Source organism: Niallia sp. FSL M8-0099, assembly GCF_038006945.1.
Lineage (GTDB): Bacteria > Bacillota > Bacilli > Bacillales > Cytobacillaceae > Niallia > Niallia circulans.
In genome coordinates, this window is sequence record NZ_JBBOWF010000001.1 from 2,329,302 (window position 1) to 2,347,440 (window position 18,139).

At 34.9% G+C, this 18,139-nt stretch carries 20 protein-coding genes and 1 pseudogene; 4 read left to right on the forward strand and 17 right to left on the reverse strand.

Features of this window, described 5'->3' with window-relative positions; all coding sequences use genetic code 11:
• Positions 1–35: 35 nt before the first annotated feature.
• The 6 genes from NSQ92_RS11400 to NSQ92_RS11425 form a co-directional block, all read right to left on the reverse strand.
• Positions 36–2,129 (reverse strand): class I SAM-dependent methyltransferase, encoded by a 2,094-nt coding sequence (locus NSQ92_RS11400; protein ID WP_341152792.1) that lies wholly within the window; start codon positions 2,127–2,129, stop codon positions 36–38.
• 59 nt (positions 2,130–2,188) lie between these two features.
• Positions 2,189–3,034, reverse strand: coding sequence for an alpha/beta fold hydrolase (locus NSQ92_RS11405; RefSeq protein ID WP_047940565.1), 846 nt, complete (start codon positions 3,032–3,034; stop codon positions 2,189–2,191).
• Positions 3,035–3,156: 122 nt separating this feature from the next.
• Positions 3,157–4,059 carry an alpha/beta fold hydrolase gene (locus NSQ92_RS11410; protein ID WP_095320918.1) on the reverse strand — a complete coding sequence of 301 codons (903 nt, stop codon included), beginning with the start codon at positions 4,057–4,059 and terminating at the stop codon, positions 3,157–3,159.
• Between the two features lie 127 nt (positions 4,060–4,186).
• A complete protein-coding gene (locus NSQ92_RS11415) occupies positions 4,187–4,723 on the reverse strand; it encodes a DUF5694 domain-containing protein (RefSeq protein WP_341152919.1) in 537 nt (178 codons plus the stop codon).
• A 19-nt stretch (positions 4,724–4,742) separates the two neighbouring features.
• Positions 4,743–4,874, reverse strand: coding sequence for a hypothetical protein (locus NSQ92_RS11420; protein WP_341152793.1), 132 nt, complete (start codon positions 4,872–4,874; stop codon positions 4,743–4,745).
• A gap of 92 nt (positions 4,875–4,966) precedes the next feature.
• Positions 4,967–5,350, reverse strand: coding sequence for a PH domain-containing protein (locus tag NSQ92_RS11425; RefSeq protein ID WP_061796286.1), 384 nt, complete (start codon positions 5,348–5,350; stop codon positions 4,967–4,969).
• Between the two features lie 202 nt (positions 5,351–5,552).
• On the opposite strand from NSQ92_RS11425, the gene murQ reads away from it, so the two are divergent.
• The 4 genes from murQ to NSQ92_RS11445 all read left to right on the forward strand — a co-directional run bounded on the left by murQ (position 5,553) and on the right by NSQ92_RS11445 (position 9,805).
• Positions 5,553–6,452, forward strand: a complete 900-nt coding sequence (gene murQ, locus NSQ92_RS11430; RefSeq protein WP_095322230.1) for an N-acetylmuramic acid 6-phosphate etherase — start codon at positions 5,553–5,555, stop codon at positions 6,450–6,452.
• 21 nt (positions 6,453–6,473) lie between these two features.
• Positions 6,474–7,328, forward strand: coding sequence for a MurR/RpiR family transcriptional regulator (locus NSQ92_RS11435; protein ID WP_047940562.1), 855 nt, complete (start codon positions 6,474–6,476; stop codon positions 7,326–7,328).
• Positions 7,329–7,430: 102 nt separating this feature from the next.
• Entirely contained in the window at positions 7,431–8,795 is a 1,365-nt protein-coding gene (locus NSQ92_RS11440; RefSeq protein WP_144546345.1) for a PTS transporter subunit EIIC, read from the forward strand.
• The gene (locus NSQ92_RS11445) at positions 8,792–9,805 is read left to right on the forward strand and encodes a MupG family TIM beta-alpha barrel fold protein (protein ID WP_172866202.1); all 1,014 of its coding nucleotides are present in this window, start codon (positions 8,792–8,794) and stop codon (positions 9,803–9,805) included. Before NSQ92_RS11440 ends, NSQ92_RS11445 begins: the two co-directional genes overlap by 4 nt.
• A gap of 174 nt (positions 9,806–9,979) precedes the next feature.
• Here NSQ92_RS11445 and NSQ92_RS11450 read toward each other — a convergent pair.
• The 11 genes and pseudogenes from NSQ92_RS11450 to NSQ92_RS11500 all read right to left on the reverse strand — a co-directional run.
• Positions 9,980–10,178 (reverse strand): annotated as a pseudogene (locus tag NSQ92_RS11450) (transposase); the annotation flags it as partial.
• A 253-nt stretch (positions 10,179–10,431) separates the two neighbouring features.
• The gene (locus tag NSQ92_RS11455; RefSeq protein ID WP_047940558.1) at positions 10,432–11,391 is read right to left on the reverse strand and encodes a LacI family DNA-binding transcriptional regulator; all 960 of its coding nucleotides are present in this window, start codon (positions 11,389–11,391) and stop codon (positions 10,432–10,434) included.
• A 325-nt stretch (positions 11,392–11,716) separates the two neighbouring features.
• Entirely contained in the window at positions 11,717–12,073 is a 357-nt protein-coding gene (locus NSQ92_RS11460; RefSeq protein ID WP_047940557.1) for a hypothetical protein, read from the reverse strand.
• A 72-nt stretch (positions 12,074–12,145) separates the two neighbouring features.
• Entirely contained in the window at positions 12,146–12,415 is a 270-nt protein-coding gene (rpsN, locus tag NSQ92_RS11465) for a 30S ribosomal protein S14 (RefSeq protein ID WP_047940556.1), read from the reverse strand.
• Positions 12,416–12,483: 68 nt separating this feature from the next.
• Positions 12,484–12,633, reverse strand: a complete 150-nt coding sequence (rpmG, locus tag NSQ92_RS11470) for a 50S ribosomal protein L33 (RefSeq protein ID WP_016203575.1) — start codon at positions 12,631–12,633, stop codon at positions 12,484–12,486.
• A gap of 35 nt (positions 12,634–12,668) precedes the next feature.
• Entirely contained in the window at positions 12,669–13,850 is a 1,182-nt protein-coding gene (locus NSQ92_RS11475) for a GTP-binding protein (protein WP_235844419.1), read from the reverse strand.
• Between the two features lie 561 nt (positions 13,851–14,411).
• Positions 14,412–14,786, reverse strand: coding sequence for an immunity 22 family protein (locus NSQ92_RS11480; protein ID WP_061796294.1), 375 nt, complete (start codon positions 14,784–14,786; stop codon positions 14,412–14,414).
• A 272-nt stretch (positions 14,787–15,058) separates the two neighbouring features.
• Positions 15,059–15,544 carry a hypothetical protein gene (locus NSQ92_RS11485; protein ID WP_341152794.1) on the reverse strand — a complete coding sequence of 162 codons (486 nt, stop codon included), beginning with the start codon at positions 15,542–15,544 and terminating at the stop codon, positions 15,059–15,061.
• 252 nt (positions 15,545–15,796) lie between these two features.
• A complete protein-coding gene (locus tag NSQ92_RS11490) occupies positions 15,797–16,285 on the reverse strand; it encodes a cytoplasmic protein (RefSeq protein ID WP_341152795.1) in 489 nt (162 codons plus the stop codon).
• A gap of 559 nt (positions 16,286–16,844) precedes the next feature.
• Complete coding sequence (locus NSQ92_RS11495) at positions 16,845–17,057, reverse strand: bacteriocin immunity protein (RefSeq protein ID WP_341152796.1); 213 nt, start codon at positions 17,055–17,057, stop codon at positions 16,845–16,847.
• Between the two features lie 435 nt (positions 17,058–17,492).
• Positions 17,493–18,038, reverse strand: coding sequence for an SUKH-4 family immunity protein (locus NSQ92_RS11500; RefSeq protein ID WP_095257361.1), 546 nt, complete (start codon positions 18,036–18,038; stop codon positions 17,493–17,495).
• Positions 18,039–18,139 lie beyond the last annotated feature (101 nt).

Here is an 18,139-nt window from a genome sequence, read left to right on the forward strand (position 1 = left end):
CATTTTTTTGCCTTGCTTGAAAACTATTTAAAGCTCTATCTAAGATGTTTTTCAATCACAATAAAACAGGTGCTGTCAGGAAGTTTAACCACGTTTTGAGAGGAATCCATCAATTTTACTTTCGATAATAGATGCTCTGCATAGCCATCTTGTAAATAATGGTCAAACAATAGCACTTTCCCCTTATTGCCAATCACCCTTTTAATAACATCTTTATATTCAGCAGGGGTAAAGTACCCGAACTGCTCTTGTACTTCATGCGGATAGGCCTCTTCTCCCCATGTATAAGTATATAGAAATTCCATCGCATCATTTATCGGCAATTGAACAGTGCTCTCGTTAATTTGCTCAAACTCGATCTGTCTGCCTTTAAAATCATTTACATAGCGTTTAAAAAAATTCAAGCCATTTGGCAGCTTAAATTCAATTTGTCTCCATTCTTCTTTCGGCTCGGTCATGATACCATCTCTAATAATGATTCTGCCACCTGGTTTAAGGACTTCAAATGCACTTGTCAAGCTATCCAAAATAACCTCTGGATTAAATTTCATCCCTTTATACGGAATATAAGAATACATCTCATGAAGAATCGAAGAAAATATAATGGTATCCATGCTATTCACCGCAAAAGTTTCTTTTAATTGCAGAGCATCTGCCTGTTTAACAAGCCATGTTTTCTTTTCTCTTATCTTCCTTTTTTCTAATGCCTCGATAACATTGGTAGAAATATCAATGCCGATAACAGTTGCATCGGGGTGGCAATCCGATAGAATATCTAACATAATTCCACCGCCTGCCCCTATATCCAGCAGCTTATTTCCTATTGCATAGTCAGCAATCATCTTTTTATGGTCTTCAGCATTATTCATATCAGCAAGATAGTTTTGTTCATTCTGCATTCGATCAAAGCCATCCTTTCGAAAACCAAAAAAATCATATAAAAGAATGCTTGCCCGTTCATAAAGGGGTGATTTTTCTGCTTCCTGACAAAATTCAATTAATTTCTCCCCAGCCTTTGAATAAACAAATGTTACGCTAATATTTTCATTTAAAGAGTCAAGCGGAATAATCACTAATTCGACATGTTCATTTGCGCACTCTGTGCCGGCAATTAAATCATCAATCGTTTGTTCTTTCAAAAATGCCTCAATGATTCTCTTTTTGTATAAGTTAATTGTCTTTTTACCTTTATAGTCATAATAGATGTCTTTCATAAACGGTTCAAAGCTGATTTGCTTTATCGTTAATGGATCGACTTTTTGATAGATTAATAGGAAGATTTTCAAAAATTCTTCCAAGGAGAAATCATGCAGAGCAGACTCCACATACCACATATCCGTTTTATGAAAAAATAATTGAAGCAATTCAATTCTTTTCGATTCTTTTAAAAAACGACTATACTCTTCATCAAAATTTTCTCCGTTTTGGATAGCGGCTTTTCTCAGCCTCTTAATTCTTTCCTCTAATGGTAACTCTTGCTCTCTTTTCCCTTCCAAAATAGAGCTAATAACTTCTTTAACTTCCTCTTGAACTTCCTTCCATATTTGCGGTGAAACAGCTTCGATGATACATTGATTCAAGACATATAATAAACGGTACTTATCATTTTGATCTACTACGATGTTTTTATTCATAGATAAAATTAAAGGTTCTAATTGACAATAGCGAACTTCTCCTCTTATAAATTGACCAATTAATCCATGTGTATAAATAAGTGTAAAAATAAGCTCTTCTAAAACCAACCTGCGTTCTCTATTTGCTGTCTTTCTTACTTCTTCGGCATAAATTTGCGCAGAACCAATATTATGAATGCCTAATTGAAATCCCCGTTCTCTCCAATATTTACGCTGAGAAGTAGAGCCGCATTTTGCTACATCGCTCCATATTAAAACCTGTTCAATTATTTGTTTTTCAGCATCATTTAAACTTGTACAATTATCTAAGATTAATAGAGTCTTTTCCACATAGGATAAAACCGGATTGCTTTCTAACCCTTCTAACGAAGGAACTTGTTCTAAGTTCACATTCTTTTCTTTTGTTATATAAAGATATTGCAGCCATTTCTGTTGTCGCAATACCTCTTTATTTCCTTGTCTCACTTCTTGAATTGCCTGTAGAGAGGCCAGCATTTCATTTCCCTCCTGACGAAAATGATGTATACTATGTTATCACCGGACTTAAGTTAATTCTAAACAGTCTTATTATCATTTACAAAGCTTAATACTGTCTCTTTAAACGCATCTTGATTCTCTATGTATGGATGATGCCCGCCATTAATATAGTGAACGACCGCATCTTTACATGGAAAAGTTAAATGATGGTTTGGTCCAACAGCGTGATCAGATGTACCAGCTATAATTAAAGTCGGTTTTTTTATTTCTTTCATAAGTTCTGTAAAATCGTGAAAATATTCTTTTAAGGAGAAAACCTTCTTTTGGAAATAGGGGTCAGTTCTTAATTCCTTATCTATCCTATCTACTTCTTTTTTCTTGTCTATATCGGTATATTGAAAATGATTGTAACTTCCGTTCTCGATTAATTTAAAAAGAATCGAATAGAATAATTCTATATAATCCTCCTGTGGGTCAGACGGGAAGATATTTCGTTGTTCTTGTAAAATTTCAAGTCCTCTATTTATTTGATACTCAAACGATTCATACATATTCAGTGTTACATTGACTAATATTAGCCCAATGGTATGTTCCGGAAATCGAGCAGCATAGTTAACTGCAAGAATGCCGCCAAAGGAATGCCCCATAATATACCATTTATTAATTCCTAGCGAAATTCTTAATTCTTCTAAATCCATGATTAATCTATTTAATGAATAATCCTGAGATAGGCAATGTTCAGATCGGCCGCATCCCCGCTGATCTAAATATATCATTTGCAAATCTTTTTCTAAAAGCCCATGGGCAAATAGCTGGAAAGGTTTGCTCCAATATCCTGGACCTCCATGCAGATAAAGGCATGGATCTCCGTTTCCACTCATTTCATAATATACTTGTAAGCCATCACTTGTTTTTACATACATGATTGTCTTCTCCTTTTACAGCAAATTACCTTATGAAGTCTTTCGATAGCGCTTCAGCAATAAAAATGTGCTAACAAATTAAAACATAGACCTTTATACCATTTAGTTTCATGATGCTTGCTTCAATGATTTTTCCTTAATAAAAATTCCGTTACCATTTTACTAAACCATTCTGGACTTTCATTATGAGGCGTATGCCCACACTGCTCTATTATTTGAATTTCTCCTTGTCGAACATTCTTATCAAAAAAATCTATTTGCTTTTCACAGGTTACTGGATCATATTCACCTACTATTAAAAGACTTGGTACTTGTATCTTCTTTAATAGTGGTAAAACAGATTCGAAGATCTTGCCTTCATTCCTTAATCTTGCAAAATGGATTTCAGACTTATCATAAAAACGATCCCATTGTTCGTCTGTATAAATACTTGTTTCTAGATTAATAGAATGCAAACTATATATTTCCATTCGTTTTTCTTGCAAATAAGAGCTTAGCTGCAAATAGCCTTCTACCAATTCTTTTGGTGACACAGCTTTAGCAATTAAACGATTGACTTTCTTCTGTAATGGCATCATATTATATCTTGCAAATAAGCTAGCCGTTCTTTTTAATAAGGATTTTGCTGTTAATTCGAAATCAAATGTAGGACACTCAAAAATTAACTTTTCGATAGCATATGGATAGCGATTTGCATATAGGACGGCTAAATATCCACCGAAAGAATGCCCTATAATCGACCATTTAGAAATACCTAGTTGGACACGTAGTTCTTCACAATCTTCTATTAAATGGTTTATTCCAAAAGACTCCTTCTTAAAGATTTCTTCAGAGCGACATACTCCTCTCTGATCTATAACAACTAAACGAAAAAAATTGTTTAGACGATGTGTTTGATTCATGGAAAAGTCAAAACACCCTTCACCTGGGCCGCCATGCAAATATAGAATAGCTTTTCCTGTGATTTTCCCATGCGTCTCCACATATAATTCTTTACTATTAATGTGCAAGTAGTTTACTGCCATCGATTTTCATCCTCCCTTTTTCCATTCTTCTTATGCCTATTGAAAAGGGAGGAGCTCGTGGAAATGGCCATAACCTTGAACGTTAATGGAAGCCTTCAATTAAATACATAAATATTCCTCCTACTCCTTATATTTTGTTTGTACAGGAAAAAGGATTTATCACTTCCCAGCCAATTCCTTCAAAAAACTTTCTTAACAGCCACAAATGGTCACTGCCAATAAGAAGCAAAATACAATCTTGATCATTATCCTTTGTAATCTCTAGCACATTATTAAATATATACAATTCTCTTTTCATCCATTTATCTAGAAATGGAATACCAATTTTTACACCCTGTTTATTTTCAACTAAGACAAAAGATAAATAAAGATCCTCAAGTCTATGTATATATGCGTTCTCATTCAATCGGCGAAATGCCTCTATTAATGAACTTGTTGCAGACAATACGGGACTAGCTTTATTTAAACTTTCCATTTTTTCAGATATTTCTAGATAATTTTCCTTTATTTCATTAAATAGGTTTTGAACATCTTCTTGCCCTAATTCCCCTTCCCAATTTACCCCATATACCTTATCATGGTGTAATTTATTCGCTAATCTAAAACCAATTTGTTCAATCTCATCTGTAGAATATTGATTACTTTCTAGATGAAATTTTTCAATAAGAAGCTGCTCATCTTTTTTATCCCATTTTGGAAGGTCTCCATTCTGCTAATAATTGAACTAATTCTTCGATCTCTTCGTTTTTCCTTTTTATCATATCAGCATTTTCCGCGAAATGAAAAGTGCCTACTAATATTATCTTCTTCCTCACATACTCACCACCATCGCTAAAAATAATTTATCGTTAATTATTGCTTTTGCCTCTTTTTTGAAATTCTATTTTCTAATTCTATTAAAAATAATTCAGCGTTCTGCGGCGATATTTTTACACTGCCAAGGCTTGCTGTCATGTAAAATATTTCGATTGCTGGTTCGCATGTTAAGTCGAAAACCAGTAAATATATCATTCGTCTTAGCAACTTTAGTAATATTTTCATAGCGGATTTTACTGGGAAAAGGCCCCCCTTTTACTAGTAAATACTCATCAGTAAACACATACTTATTCCCAAATGTAATCCATGCAAAAAAAGAAGTACATAAGATAAAAATGGTGCTCATAATAATACTAGGCAATATGGTTCGTTCCTTCTCTATAAACAATGGACCTAACGTAACAAGCCCCATACTAAAAATAACGACTAACAACATGATAATAAAGAAGCGATCTACTTTCGAACGGAAAATCATGTTTTTCCCCACTCCTCTTACCATACGTATAAGGATAATAGTAAGTTTCAGTCAATTGTCTTTTCTTTTATGTAAGCACGTTGAAATAAAATTTCATTTTATTATTTGTTATTAATTATTGAAATTTCATTTTAGTTTTATTATAATCATCTCAAGGAAATCGCTTTCAAATCTAAACAAACTTGGAGAAGGAGTATTTACAATGGAAGAAAAGCTTGAGCTATTAACAACAGAATCTCGAAATGAGCAAACAATGCAAATCGATACGGCTGAACCAATGGAAATATTGCGGTTAATGAATGAACAAGATCAACTAGTGGCTCTTGCAGTCAAGGAAGTCTTATCTGATATAGAGGTAGCCGTCCAATACGTTTTTGAATCCTTCCAAAAAGGCGGTCGCCTTATTTATGTGGGCGCAGGAACGAGTGGAAGATTAGGTGTTCTCGATGCTGTAGAATGTCCACCAACATTTGGTACAGATCCCGAAATGGTGCAAGGACTGATCGCTGGTGGAGAAACAGCCTTTTTTAAAGCGGTCGAAGGAGCAGAAGATCAGCCAGATCTTGGTATCAAAGATTTAAAAGCTATAAGTCTTTCAAAAAATGATACGGTGATTGGTATTGCCGCCAGTGGAAGGACTCCTTATGTTATCGGAGCATTGCAGTATGCAAGAGCAGTTGGAGCAAAAACAATTGCCTTATCCTGTAATAAAAATGCTGCCATCAGTAAAGAAGCAGAGCAAGCAATCGAAGTGATTGTCGGTCCTGAGGTGCTTACCGGTTCAACCCGGTTAAAATCAGGCACTGCACACAAAATGATTTTAAATATGATCTCCACTTCCTCCATGATATTGCTAGGAAAAGCATACGAAAACTTAATGGTAGATGTTCATGTAAGCAATGAAAAGCTTAAGGAACGAGCAATCGCTATTATTTGCAAAATTGCAGATGTCTCCTATGAACAAGCATTAGAAACATTGGAAGAGGCAAACTTACAAGTCAAAACAGCAATCGTCATGTTAAAAACAAATTCAAGCAAGCAAGAAGCAGAGCAGCTTTTAGCAAATGCTAATGGTTATGTAAAAAAAGCAATTCAAAAGTAATCTGAAAAGGTGGTTTAGAATGTGGTAGCAGGTGGTTTAAAAATTATTCAAAGCATGTTGGAGCAGCTCCCCGCTTCCGAGCGAAAGATTGCTGCGTTTATACTAGAAAATCCAAATATGCTCTTAAACAGTACCGTTCATGAAATTGGCGCACATGCAGGTACAAGCGGAGCCGCAGTTATTCGACTCTGTAAATCCTTAGGCTTAAATGGCTTTCAAGATTTAAAAGTTAGAATTGCTGGCGATTTAGTGAAGCCCCTTGAACAAGGATATCGCGATATTGAACCTGATGAATCCTTCTACTCTATTGTTCAAAAAACAACTAGTAACAGCATTCAGAGTATCCGTGATTCTGAAGAAATAATTAATTATGAAGAATTGGAGCGCGCTGTCCACACTATATCTGCTGCAAAAAATGTTCATTTTTTTGGGATTGGCGCTTCCAATATTATCGCTAAAGATGCTCAGCAAAAGCTTCTGCGAATTCATAAAAACGCTACTGCCTTTACTGATATACATCTTGTCGCTACATTAATCGGAAATGCTGGCAAGGATGATATTGTTTTTGGAATCTCCCATTCAGGCGAAACTCCTGAAGTAATTAAAGTCATGTCACTTGCCAAAAAACATGGTGTAAAAACAATCAGTCTAACAAAATACGGTCAATCCTCTGTTGCTTCATTATCAGATATTAAGCTGTTTACTTCCTATTCAGCGGAAGCTCCCTTTCGAAGTGCAGCCACATCGTCACGTCTAGCTCAGCTATATATCATGGATATTTTGTTTCTTTCAATGGCAACAGCTCAATATGAGGACACTATTACCTCTATTGATAAAACAAGAGAAGCTATTCAATTTATTAAAGAAGGAAAGTAGCATTCGCTTAAATGTGTCTTCCCTATCTAGAAACAACATGGTGCCTGGACACATTTGATGGGATTGCAAAAATAAATAATAGTGGAGAGAAGGGAATTTAAGATGGCTGGTGAAAACAACAAAATTTTAGCAGAAAAGATTCTCAAACAATTAGGTGGTCCTGAAAATATTGTTAGCTACACACATTGTATGACAAGACTTCGTGTCACACCGAAAGATTCTTCCTTAATCAATAAAGAAGAATTAAAAAAAGTGGATGGAGTATTAGGAGTTGTAGTAGAAGAAACACTGCAAATTATTCTTGGCCCTGGAAAAGTAAATAAAGTTACAGAAGCCTTTAGTAGATTAATCGATGATGCTGGCGGGATTAATTTAAAAGAAAAGGCAGCAAACAAAAAAGCTGAGATTAACAAAAAGAATGCAACACCTTTCAAATTATTTTTGCGCAAAATTGCTAGTATCTTCATTCCTTTAATTCCTGCTCTTGTAGCTTCGGGATTGATAACAGGAATTACAAAAGCCATTGTCCAGGCCGGTGTGCTGGCAGAAGAATCACAACTTGCCATCATTTTATCTGTGATTGGCAGTGGATTATTCGGATACCTCGGCATATTAGTCGGCTCAAATGCAGCAAAAGAGTTTGGCGGTTCGCCAGCGCTTGGAGCTATTGCCGGTATTTTGATAATAAACCCCGCTGTTGCTGGCATTCATTTATTTGGCACAGATTTACTGCCTGGTCGAGGCGGATTAATTGGCGTGCTATTCGCAGCTATCTTTATCGCATTAATTGAAAAACAAGTTCGTAAATATGTGCCAACCTCACTAGATCTTTTTATTACACCGACTGTCGCTTTATTGCTTACTGGTATTTTGACTTATCTTATATTTATGCCGCTTGGTGGTCTTATTTCCGATATTATTACAAAAGGATTAACCTCCTTACTGGATATTGGGGGCGTAGTTGCAGGATTTGTTCTTGGAGCAACCTTCCTTCCCCTTGTTGTCACTGGGTTACATCAAGGGTTAACACCAATTCATCTAGAGTTAATTAATACAATTGGTGATGATCCTCTTCTGCCAATTCTTGCAATGGGTGGTGCTGCCCAAGTAGGTGCGGCGTTTGCGATTTACTTTAAAACAAAGAAAAAACGATTAAAAAGAGCTATTGCTGGTGGTCTTCCTGCAGGAATTCTTGGGATTGGAGAGCCATTGATATTCGGTGTTACCCTTCCGTTAGGGCGTCCCTTCTTAACGGCATGTTTGGGAGCTGGAGTCGGCGGAGCATTTCAGGCTGCATTCGGAGTTGCTACTGTAGCTGTCGGCGTATCTGGTATACCACTTGCATTCCTAGTTGTTACTGGTCAAGTGTTTCTATATTTAGCAGGGGTATTAATTGCTTATGCCGCTGGATTTGTTTTTACGTATTTATTTGGCTTCAAAGATGAAATGGCTGGTGAGTTTGAATGATTGGCATATCCTTTTATTTAATGGATCCTATAGCGGAAGAACGAATTATCCGCGCTGGAAAATTAGGAGTAAAGCGGGCATTCACCTCTCTCCATATTCCGGAAGAGTCTGGGGAATTAGCGACTAGAGCCAAAGCGCTTATGACTCTGGCTGCTGAAGCAGGAATAGAGGTTTTTGCCGATGTTTCCTTAAAAACGCCTAGTCATTTAGGATTAAACAGTTTAATGGAGTTAAAAAAGCTAGGGGTTATTGGCCTTCGATTAGATGATGGTTTTGATAATGAAATGATTTTAACCCTTTCCAAAGCTTTTAAACTGGCTCTTAATGCTAGTACTTTCCAAGAGGAGGACTTGTCTGCACTTATAAAAGCTGGTCTGAACGCCAATCAATTGATAGCATGGCATAATTTCTACCCAAGACAAGAAACAGGATTATCCATTTCCTTTTTTCAATCACAAAATGAAATCTTCCAGCGTTTTGGAATACCTATTAGTGCATATATTCCAGGTGATAAAGAAAAACGCGGCCCCCTATTTGACGGTCTGCCGACATTGGAAAATCATCGGCACTTAGAGCCATATCATGCTGCATTAGAGTTATTTCTAGCAGGGGTTGAGGATGTTTACATTGGTGATTATGGAGTCAGTGAAGCACTACTTCATAAATTAATCGATTTTGACCAGCATCATTATGTCTCCATCCGCATCCAGGGTTACCAAGAAGGCGAGTTCCAGCTTCGTCCTGATCTTTCCCGAGATGTTCTCCGCTTCCTAGATACGAGAAGTCTAGAAAATATCTACCCGGAGAACACAGAAGCACGTCCAGCCGGCACAATCACAAGAGATAATGACCTTTATGGACGCTATCGCGGAGAAATACAAATCACCCTGTGTGATCTTCCAGCAGATGAGCGAGTCAACGTTATCGGAAAGGTGGTTGATACAGATATACCGCTTCTATCCTTACTAAAACCTAGTCAAAAAATAAAACTTGTTCCTGTTTACTCCTAATTAGAGCAAAATTGTAAAGAGGCAAGTTACAAAATATAAAAACATCCCAAATGCTTGCTTGGGGTGACAGTTTGTCGACAAAAGGGAATCAGAATGTTTTCATTCTGAACCCTTTTGTAATTTAGGGTCTTTTTCGTTATTTTATTGTATTTTGATTTCTTCTTTATGCTCTTCTTAAGCTGTTACCAGACTCACCCAAGTCCAGTTGGCGTTCATGGATGCAAAAATAAGCATCGCCTGCATAGACAATTTTTTAAGCCCCCTTAAAGTTGTCCATCGCATACCATGCTTTTCTTTTCCATCTGCGAAAACACATTCAATCGTTTCTTTTTGCATAAATTTTTCTGATAACTTGTTTATGTCGAAGGTGATCTAAAGCAAGATTTCTTTGAATAGAAGAATGTTTGGAAAGCATGACTTCACCTCTAAAAATTATCTACCTATATTTTAAAACCAGAACTCGCCCCATGAAAAGCGAACCCCTGTAGAAGAAATCAATACCCTATTAGAAGAGGACACAAAAAAGACCATAGGCAAAACCTCAAATTTCAAGGAGTTTGTCTACAGTCTGACATCCCAAAATGCTTGTTTAAGATGTTTTTATTTGCAGCTAAAGAACAACTTGTTTATACAGTAGTTCTTTCAATAAAACGAAAAAACATTTCCTCTTTCGTTATTTCTTTGCTAATAGCTTGTTGAAATAAGTTCTTTCCCATCTCTAAAAGCGGAATTTCCATTGTAGATATTTCCATCAGTTTTGCAATAGATTCGTTATGATAACCTATTATCGCAAGCTCTTCTGGAATTTTGATTCCTTGTTTTTGACAATAGATAACAATTCCTGCTGCAACTTGATCACTTGTCACAATTAATGCAGTCGGACGATTATCCATTTGCAGTAAATGATCCATCACTATTTTGGCATCTTCAAAGTAATTACAGTGATCGATAATATATTCTTCACAATAAGGAAGTTGATGTTCCGAAAGAAACTCTTTATAGGCATTTGCACGTAATTGGCTGCTTGGACCAGTTTTTCTTCCAATACAGTAGCCGATTCTTTGATGCCCCTTTTTATATAAAAATGCTAATGCTTCTTTGAAAATTTTATACTGGTTAACAAATGTAGAAGAAACTTCCTTCCCCTTTGTGTCTTCACACAAAACAATTGTTCCATAGGAAAGATATTCTTGAATTACAGACCATTCGCAAGTTCGCGAACAAATGATGAGGGAGTCAATTTGCTTTTGCTTCAACATTTGTAATGCCTCTAATTCCCTGCTTTCCATATAATCCGTCTGAAACAATACGAGTTTATAATTATTCTCCAGCGCTTGTTTTGCTATCCCTTTTAACAGCAACGCAAAATAAGGATGGTCAGAAAAAGGAAGGACAACACCAATCATTTGTGTTTTTCCTTTACTTAAATGAACTGCATTAATATTTTGTTCATAATTACTTTCTTTAATTGCCGCTAGTACAGCATTTCTCTTTTCCTTGCTTACATATGGATGATTATTAAGGACACGGGAAACAGTTGTTACAGAAACACCAGCCATCTTTGCTAGATCTTTAATGTTTGTCATACTTTTCACCTTTTCAAAACCCAATATCTTTTTTACCTTATATATTAAGAATACAGTTTCTGGTCTTTTCTGTATACCCCAATGAAATAGCCTGCAAAAGATGAAATTTATGTTACATCCATTGATTGTCCAGACGACTTTAAGCAAACATAAGCTAAGCTATAAAATAGAAGCAAAATAAATTTCTGCCCCGCTTATCTTATTTGCTTAAAGTGTAAAGGATGAAACGCATACCAGGTTAATGTGAAAAAACAGATAAGCATGGTAGATCTATGTATATTTTTCCAATGTATCCTATTTAAATAAGAGTGCCATTATAAAAAAATTAGGATACAAATACAAATGTCCATTTTTTATTTTTTCGTGCTTTTCTATCAGTCTTGGAGTAATTAATCCATCTCATTTGATTAATTCTGGTCATAATCATTAAATCGATTTCTGCTTGGGCCTCATCCATAATCTCCTTAATTGCTGACAAACTGAGGGAAAAATAACTAGACGCCTCTTTAAATGGGGAATGGTTAACCATTAGCTCCATAAACTGTTTCTCGCTCACAGCTATCTTCTCTAACTCTTCTTCTTTAGTCGTTATGTATTGATAAATTTCCCGTTTTTTTTCTGGCATATTTGCAATCGCGCTTCGATAAAAAATTTGCACTAATACAGGATTAACGGAATTCATTTCTGATTCCTCCATTTTTTGTGTAGATAAAAGTCGTCAAACCCATAAGCTGACGACTTTTCTTTCTATTCATTACCAGCTTGATTTTTTCACTCCTGGAATTTGTCCTTTATGGGCATATTCTCTAAAAGCAATGCGGGACATTTTAAATTTTCTTAAGTACCCTCTTGGTCTACCAGTCACTTCACATCTATTTTTCAAACGAGTCGGTGAGGAATCTCTTGGTAGCTTTCTAAGTGCTTCCAAGCCTCCCTTTTCTTTTAATTCCATTCGAAGCGCTTCATATTTTTCAACCATGGCTTGGCGTTTCTTTTCTTTTACTACTTTCGACTTTTTTGCCATTTCTGCTTCCTCCAATACATTTGAATTACATAAAACGAAATGATTACGATTTAATAACTATAAAAAAATTATTTTGTTTCTCTGTGCAAAGTGCGCTTTTTTAAACGCGGACAATACTTCATCAACTCGATACGGTCTGGATTATTTCGTTTGTTTTTGGTTGTAATATAATTTCTATCTCCTGTTTCTGTACATGCTAAGGTAATTTTCACTCTCATTTTTTCTTCCTCCTAATAAAATTGAATTTTTTTACTCAAAAAAACGCAGGCAGTGGATCAATAAATTTAGTCCAATCCTTTTTCATTTCCATATCAGTCAATAAACAAGCATCTAGCTCTTCTTCCATTTGCTGTTGATTCATGCCAATCCCAATAAACACTAACTCTGTCATGCGATCTCCGTAAAGAGGATCCCAACGTTTTTGTAAATCTGCATCTTCCTCTAAAACTTCTTTCTGCTCGCTTTCCGAATAAGCTGCTACCCACATGCCCGCTTCTTGTATGGTTAAGGACGGTCCAGCTTGGGAAAGTAATCCGGCAATATCATTTCTCGTGGCCAGCCAAATAAATCCTTTCGCCCGAACTACTTCAACTGGCCAGTCTTGCAACCACTGCATTAATCTCACAGGGTGAAAAGGTTTATTGCTACGATACACAAAGGAAGAAATTCCATATTCCTCTGTCTCTGGAATATGCTCTTCATTTAATTCTTTTATCCAGCCTGCACCTTGACTAGCAGCGTCAAAATCAAATAACTGAGTATTTAAAACTTGATTTAAAGGAATTCTGGAATATTCACTTTCTATAATTTTGGCTTCCGGGTTAAATTTTTGGATAACTGCTTTCAGTTCCTGTAGTTTGCTTTCCGAAACTAAATCCGTTTTATTTAACAAAATGACATTCGCAAATTCAATTTGATCAATTAACAAATCTGCTATTTCTCTTTCAGCCATTTCACCCACTGCTTGCTTTCGGTCTAAAAGACTTTCACCAGATGCATAATCATGCCAAAAACGATGAGCATCTAAGACTGTAACCATCGTATCTAACTGACAAAATCGCGATAAATCAATCCCTACACTCTCATCTACATATGTAAATGTTTGCGCAACCGGAATCGGTTCGCTAATTCCGCTTGATTCAATTACGATATAATCAATATCACCTAATTGCACAAGCTTTTCCACTTCAATTATTAAATCCTCCCTAAGTGTACAGCAGATGCAACCATTTTGCATTTCCACCAATTTTTCATCCGTTCTTGAAAAACCGCCCTGTTTCACCAATGAAGCGTCAATATTTACCTCACTCATATCATTGACAATCACAGCCACCTTTAGGCTTTCCCTATTGGATAGAATATGATTTAGCAAAGTAGTTTTGCCTGACCCGAGATAACCGCTTAAAACAGTAACAGGGATTTTCTTATTATTCAATACTCTCACTCCTAAAAAACAAATCGTTATCATTCCGATTTAAACTTTACACTTTAGTTATTTCTGATGAAGTAATAACTATTCTATAATAAAACGAAATGATTACGATTTGCAAGTGTTTATTATATACTTTTTTATTAGGAGTGACATTTAGTTACGGAAGGGAAGTTAAAATTTATGTTAAATTCCCCTTCTTCTGCTATCTTTATACTATTAGTCTCTGTATCAAAAATTCTAGTGCGAATATCATCTTTAGAAAGCAATAAATCATTTCCCTCTTGATCAAAAAAGTAAGCAATTGGGATAGAAAAACCGCAATTTCTATAGGAACCATCAGCATGACTTGTCTGCTAATTTCAACCTCCACCAAAACGATTAACTAGCTATGTTTGTGGTTGACCTGGCATGATATAAGTCGGTATATCTTTCAACATACCATTTTGCACTTCCTTCTTTTAACTTCTAATGTAGTAAGGTAAAACATAGGGCTACTAAAAAGAGATAAGTAATTTCTGAGTTGACCATTAACTAAATCAATTTTCCATATCTTTAAAATTTATCTTACTCATAATTTGTAGCTGTAATAAAATCAAAAGCACCTGTTGAGCTAATTTCATTTTGATATTGAAAATTATATATTAAAATCACAGCATTATATGATTTCTTTAGATTTATACTTTTCTGGATTTTTGGGATGACAATTTCTTCATACGAACACCCATCTAATAATGCTGCAATATCACTACTACTATTCTTATACACTTCTTTTTCTATCGTATCCTCATCTGTTTCATCCACATCAATCTTAAAATCGATAAAGAATTGGGATGGGACAGACTCGCCATCCTCATCATAAGTTAAATCTACATACTCTCCTATTGAGTCCTCATCGTTTATATTCCCTAACCAAACTGAAACCCACCCTTGTTTTTCCATTATAGTAGCCTCCTATTTTAGTCTTAAAGTATGAGGCAGAGACATAACTCCACCCTCTAATCTATTACTGCTAACATTTATCATGTGCTCTAACGGGGCTTCCCCCTACATAATCGGGATTGACATCTGATATAGTTGTTCTTATATCTTTAATCTCTTCAGTATTAAATATATCCACACTTAAATTGAGGAACCCTTTAAACTAAGTTCTACTCATGTAAATCTCCTGATTTTCTATGTTAACGTGCATTTTTCTTTCTATTTTTTTATTTTTAATCCAATTTATAAGCAATAATTTTTCCTTCTGGATAAGCACCATTCCAACCGCAAGAAAAGGCACCAAGTTGATATATCTCAAACAAATCTTCAAAAAAAGATTTATTCTTTCCGTTTATCGCTCGATTAATCGCACAATTAGTAAGATCAGCTACAACATCGTTATAAAATATACTATATTTAAATGAGTTTTTGCTCACATTACCAGCAATAACTTCTAATAATTCTTCCAATCCTTTAGGCTTTTCCTTTTCTGACATTGCGTAATAAGTCTCCCAAACTTCACTCATTTCCAATTCTCTGATATCTTTCCAATTATACTCTTCCTCACCAAAAATCTCATCATAAGCTAAATATTCTGCTTTTTTTATATCATTAATAATAACAATTTTATTGGTAATATTATTAGTAAGTTCGCTCTGGAAATTTTTCGAGAACCGAATTACCTCTTCAACTAAATTATTAAATACACCATAGTTCATTACTTTTATACCACCTTTCTCAAAGTCAACGGTTACCCCATCCACCTGCATGTACCATGTTATCTCACCTAATTATCGTCTTATTTTCACAAACCACTTAAAATATAATGCCTTGATGGTACTAGGATTCTAAGCTCTCCGTTCTCAAACAAAATTTTCTTTTCGTTTCACTAAATATCAGTTTAATTTATTATAAATTAAAAAAAACCTTGAAAAGGCACTTTGCCAATCAAGATTTGTAATTTTTTTATTTTAAGGCACATACACAATAATTTCACCAATCGGGTATGACCCCTTCCACCCACATGGCCACCCTCCTTGCTTATAAATCTCAAAGATTTTTTCATAAAAATTGTCTGTTTTCCCATTAACTAATCGATTTAATGCACACATCATGAGGTCACCCTCAACTTCCTCATTAATATCAATATAATCAAAAGGAAGAAAGTCGTTCGAGTAATTGTTATAGTCATTAAAAAAATCATATAAATCATCTTGTTCAGTTACTAAATCCAAATCATATACCTTTTGAACAATACTTCCTGCTTCCTGTGATTTAACATTTTCCCATACAGTATCAACTTCACTTGAGTCCTGAGACCAGGCAAGGTTTTGTGCTTCCTTGAAATTATTTATTACCTCTAAATTATTTACATGAAAGTTAATCATATTAAACATCTTATTATGACGAATAAAATCCATTACTTCTTCTACTAATTGAGTGTTTTCACCCAATTTCATTTAGATAACCACCTTTCCCTTAATTCTTCTATTTTTCTTACAATATTGTTATAAATTGCTTTGAAAGCCACTATGTCTAGATAGACTACTAACATCGTCAAAAGGTATAGGTAAAAATACACCATTTGTAAAGTCATTCATTTTCATTTTTAATAACTGGAAGTTTATTTTATGGAGTAGGAATTTTATATCTTGCTTGATAACCTAGCCAACTTATAGAGCCGGGTAACCCCATTAACTCTAGTAAATTTTTTCCTAGGATCGTGTGAGATAGGGTTTCCAGAAGGACATGGAATAAGTCTATTTGCCTTATCTATAACTTTAGGAATATTTAAAAATAATGGCCGATGTCATATCACTTTCGATTACCTTGTTTCGTCTTCTTCATCGTTTCATATGCAATGCTATATCCACCCCTTGCTTGACCTTGTGTAGATACTCGAATATTTCTGATAACTTCATTACATGTTATGCCATTTAGGATTACCGTAACGCTTAGCCTCTATATTAATCAAATCATTGTATGGGGCTTTTGCGATGCAATCAACCCCTTTACCGATTAGTTCTCTTTTTTATATGCTAAGGCAATCTCTACTACTTCTTTTGGAGATAAATCCTCATCATTCCAAAAAATTAAGTCACTCGGAGCAGGATGAGGAACATTTTCTTCTAAAATTTCTATATATTCATTTACCTTTTCATCTGACTGCTTAGGATTACATAATTTTTTTACTAGTTCAACTAACTCATCTTTAGATAACTTTTTACTCATTTTTCTACCATTCCTAAATTACTGCCCTTTCTTTCCAAATTGATAAGCAGTTTTTTAAATATTTTAGTGTATTTTTGATGAAGTAATCATTAAATTATCAAGTTTGAACACTTCTTTACCCTTATCTATAAGCTTTTATGTAAGTATATATGATTTATGTTTACCATAATGTTCTACTATAGGAGCAATAGAGGTATTTCCCTCTAACATCCTTGAAATATTACGGTTGTTAGACTCCTTTGTAAGTCTATGATTTTCCACAGTCTTCTAAATCTCTTTTTCTAAAATTATCAAAGAATTAAATTGCTTACCTAACAGTTTTATCTCCTTGGCATTACACTAATTGACTCTTTTTATATAAGTTTGGTGTGGGTTTGAAGACTTCTGTCTAATTTAAAGCTATTACATTTTAAGGATTTTCCTATACGCGAGAGGTTATTCAAATAGATTTTCAAACTCAGTAGACCAAAAGAATCCTGCTTCCATACACTTACTATCAATTTTCTCTAGTTCCCCTTTTAGCCACTCCATTACTACTTTAGGTATATCGTTATCAATATAGGCATCCTCTCCGTTAATCTCTATTGCTTTATCAATCATGGATACATAAGCTAATATACATTCTGCAAACTGATTCAGAGATGAATTAACAAATATCACTTTATAATTATCCCCATTAGTAAGTGACACTATGTTTTCATCCTTCTCCGTTATACAGATTGGATTCCCCGAACCAGTTGACCCTAAAACCCAATATTTTTGAAACTGTTCTGGCATATCAAATACATCGGTAATAGGTTTAAATTGGGACGAAGTAAATTCCAAATACGGCGGTGGAGTCTCCGGTAGACCTCCTATAGACAAAAACCTCTTAACTTCATCCGAAAAATATGTATTCATTAAATCTACTTCTTTAAATTTGTTCAGTGGGCCATTCTTAATACAATCCCATTTATTAATAAATTCTTCTGGTGTCATCACCATTCTCTCACCTTCTTGAATCTTTTATAAAGGTATCCAGCCTTCTTGCAGTTTCATCATCTATTCCAGCCCCTAATCTATTTTCCATATTATGGATACCA